Origin of the sequence: Leptolyngbya cf. ectocarpi LEGE 11479 (assembly GCF_015207065.1) — a bacterium.
Taxonomy (GTDB): domain Bacteria; phylum Cyanobacteriota; class Cyanobacteriia; order Phormidesmidales; family Phormidesmidaceae; genus Leptothoe; species Leptothoe ectocarpi.
This window is the reverse complement of record NZ_JADEXP010000493.1, coordinates 1-3,504: the sequence shown is the minus strand read 5'-3', so window position 1 is coordinate 3,504 and position 3,504 is coordinate 1. Positions and strand designations below refer to the sequence as shown.

Sequence of the window (3,504 nt, the reverse complement as noted above, 5' to 3'; positions counted from 1 at the left end):
ACAGCGTTGCGATTATAATGGAAACTATGGCTGCAATTATAGCTGCAGCTATAATTGAGATTACTGTTGAAAAGATAATCCCTATAATTGCTACGGAAAAGCCATCAATTAAACTTATTTCTGAAGACAGAATAAAAACTGAAACTACAGTCGAGACGATGATCGAAATTGCGACTGCAATGCCTATTGCGGTTGATATTGAGACTTTGAATTTATCTATTAAACCTATTTTTTCAATGGCATCATATTCTAGATGATCACGAATAAAAAGCGCACGCGCACCTCTGTTTTTATTCATTATATAAACATCATAAATAATTATCCCTACCAATGATATTAGCAATAGAATAATTGAAATTTCTAAGAATGACTGATTTAGCAAAAAAGCGGCAGCTTGAGCAATTTCATTTAAGTTTGTCTGAAGTTTTTTGCTGAAAGCATTAGCACTAGTTTGATATATTCCTCCAATCAACAATGGAGTATTTATACCTATAGGCAAGAAAATAACACCTAAACTGTAAGCTGCCAACAAAGTAATTGGCAGCAGTAACCAGTCAGTAATAGCAGAACTCTCTCTAATTAGGCCTATTAAAGGTGTACTAAATAAACATATCAAGCAGAAAAATTGCCCCCAAAAGCGCCAATTTATCGAAAATAAAAGTATGTCTCCAAATGTAGTTCGTCCAGTTTTCCTTGGCCTCCAAGAATTCATCCGCGCTTGCAGCTTTGATGGACAAAACATTGCCCAATACCAAAGCTCCCAAGTCTCTTTTAAGAATTTTTTCATCGCTGTGTCTTCACAAAGATTTGAAACTCGCGGCTATAGATTTGCTGTTCAGAACACACTAATCCATTTAGCTTTAAATCTTCCACCACAGCTGCTTCACTTGAAGATATATCGTTCTTTGCTATCTGCTGAAGCGCCAGCTTTTCAGGTGATGTTAACTCTGTCCACAATTCCCTGAAACGCGATTTCGCTTCTTGCCTAAACTCTTTCTTTACTAACTTTAACTCTCTATGTTGCCAAACCATCGCTGCAGCTAGTTGAGTATAGTAAGGCAGTTTACCAGCCATTTCATCCACCCAGGATATCTCAATTCTTGAGAACCTTCCCTGGCTTAAAAGCTGTTGCCAAGATTTTGTTTCTAATGCGCCCAACACAGTTGTACTAAAAATGTTTCCAAACGGTGATGTTAGCCCAAGTGTACTATAAACTTCACTCAACGGTCGTCGACTGGCAATTACTAAAGTTACTAAGCTAGCTGATGCCTTTGACCGCCAATCATCTCCCCAGCCCTGAAATATCTCTAGTTGTTTTCCAATTGCCCCAAACTCATCAAACATTACGATTAATCGATATCCCTTGTCACATATTGCTTCTAATCCATCTTCTAACTCAAACGGATCATTATTAGCATCTCTTGGCCAGGGCTCACTTCCCATATGCTTTTTAATCCCTCGCCTTAATCCTTCCACAATTCCCTCAGGTGTATGAAACCGCCGATCTTGCAAATCTAGCAACACCACTAGTGGCTTTTGCTCTGGTGTACAAAACTCCCCAATGCGTTCTTTCACATACCGTAGCATTGAGCTTTTTCCATTCCGCCGCAGCCCCACAATATTGATACTCTGAGGCTCTACCGCACCAATGCGGTTCTTAATGTCTGCCTTTGCCCGTCGTCGTCCGAAAAATCTCTCTGGCGGTACCGCCGGACCATAGATAAACAGGTTTGGCCCTTCCTTAGGGGAGGCTGGTGCCTCAGGAACTTTCACCTCAGCAGTCAACTGCTGCTTCAGCGCAATCAACAAATCTCCAATTTGCTTTTTTAGCTCCGCTAGCTCATCCCCATTGTGTAGGACCAATAATGCTAGCTCAGCAGCGCTTGATGTGACTAAAGCCCGCACTTCAGTCACATTATTACCCACCTCACTGACCGCCAATACCAAATTATTGACCTGCCCAACAATGACTGGAATCTGGCTAGTCAATGCTTTCAGACTATTCTTTAAGTCTTCCAGCGCCAGGGGAGCCTGATCAACGTTCTGTAGCTGACGATTAATCTGCAATAGCAGCTGAGTCTGAAACCAGTTTTGTACAGTTTGATTGGTCTGTAGCTCAAACTCAAAGTAGGCTGCCAGCCTTGCCATCAATCCGGTATCGGTTGCTATAGCCCGACTGACATAAATATCCGGTGCCTGCTCCTGAACCGCTACGGTCGTCAGCTGCTGGCTAAACGCCGTCGACACATCCTGACTCTGCAGCAAATTACCCAAAGATGCAGTATCTGATGCCGCTAGGGCATTTAGCTGTTCCTTTTCCAGCTGCTTCAGGTCATTTCTAAGCTGTTGAGCTTTCTGATTAAGCCAGTCCACAGCTGCTTCATACCCTGACAAAGCTACAGGCTGACTAAAACCGCCATCAACATCTTTGGCAACCTCAGCCAGACATTCCTGCACCAGACTCTGCTGTGCCCACAGAAATGATCGACTGATCGCTATGGCCAGCTCATCCCGAGTTGCCTGCAAGTCTGGTGCATTCAGTCCCCGAATAGCCCGCTGCCACCCTGCTGAGCAAGCTTGCACAACGCCAGCATCCACCCGGTTGCCGATAATGCCACCAACCACCGTTTCTAGCAGAAATGTCCAGGTAAAAATTGCCATTCACCAGCAAGCTAAACCATGCCGCTCTTATCCTAATAGACTCATCTCATAATGGTTCTAAAAATACCAAAAACCTTTGATTTGGTGCGTTACGCTTCGCTAACAGCTCTGCGACGAACCTGGGCCTGAGCAATGTCAGAAATCCTACTACGGGGCATTGATGTAAGATGCCTGCTGCGTTTGAAGGATGAACAAATTCCGAATCGTCCGATTGACAAAACTTAAATAGTCATCTATTTCTTCATAACTATCCAACTCCTGTTCTTCATCTTGATTAAGGGGAGTTTCCTTTTGCTTAAACAAAAGCTCTTCAATACGAGTTTGAACCTGACTTGACACACGAAAAATAGGAACACCTTCTTCCAACTCAATACGCACTGCCCCATCAATTGGCAACGAGTCTGGTAAGGTTTGAAGTTTCGGCAAGGGCAGTGTCATAGCAAGGTGGAGGTCAGCTTGCCCTAATTATAACTTCGACCCATAAATCTGATTTTCTTGGATGAGTCATTGCTATCGTTCATACTGAAACCGATGACCTTATTCGGCTGATTATTGATCCAAATGAATATTCAACGAGGCGATATTGTTCGGGTTAGAGTCCGCTGTGCCAAACTGTATCAATCCGAGAGTTGGGCGCACCTACTTTCCCAACACCGATAACTGCTCCCCATTCTGCGCATAAAACACATCTTCCACATCCCCTCGGCGAAACAAAGGCTGCTGTTGCCGCTTCGACAACTTATGCTCTAAACCAGCCTTAATCAACAAATCCAACACATCCTTTTTGCGCTGGCCAAATATTGCCGTCGCATCCTGTAAACGAATCCACTGTTGACGAAAATG

Annotated in this window: 3 protein-coding genes and 1 pseudogene; all 4 read right to left on the bottom strand. The window is 43.5% G+C overall.

The genetic code is table 11. The features are described 5' to 3' along the window. Positions 1–787: hypothetical protein (locus tag IQ260_RS28900; protein ID WP_193996520.1), on the bottom strand; the 787-nt coding region annotated here is incomplete at its 3' end. Beyond that, positions 784–2,661, bottom strand: coding sequence for an ATP-binding protein (locus tag IQ260_RS28895; protein ID WP_193996519.1), 1,878 nt, complete (start codon positions 2,659–2,661; stop codon positions 784–786). The genes IQ260_RS28900 and IQ260_RS28895, both read right to left, overlap by 4 nt. Positions 2,662–2,808: 147 nt before the next feature. Then, on the bottom strand, positions 2,809–3,099 hold the full coding sequence (locus IQ260_RS28890) for a hypothetical protein (protein ID WP_193996518.1): 291 nt from the start codon (positions 3,097–3,099) through the stop codon (positions 2,809–2,811). Positions 3,100–3,300: 201 nt separating this feature from the next. Beyond that, positions 3,301–3,504: pseudogene (locus IQ260_RS28885) on the bottom strand (3'-5' exonuclease); the annotation flags it as partial.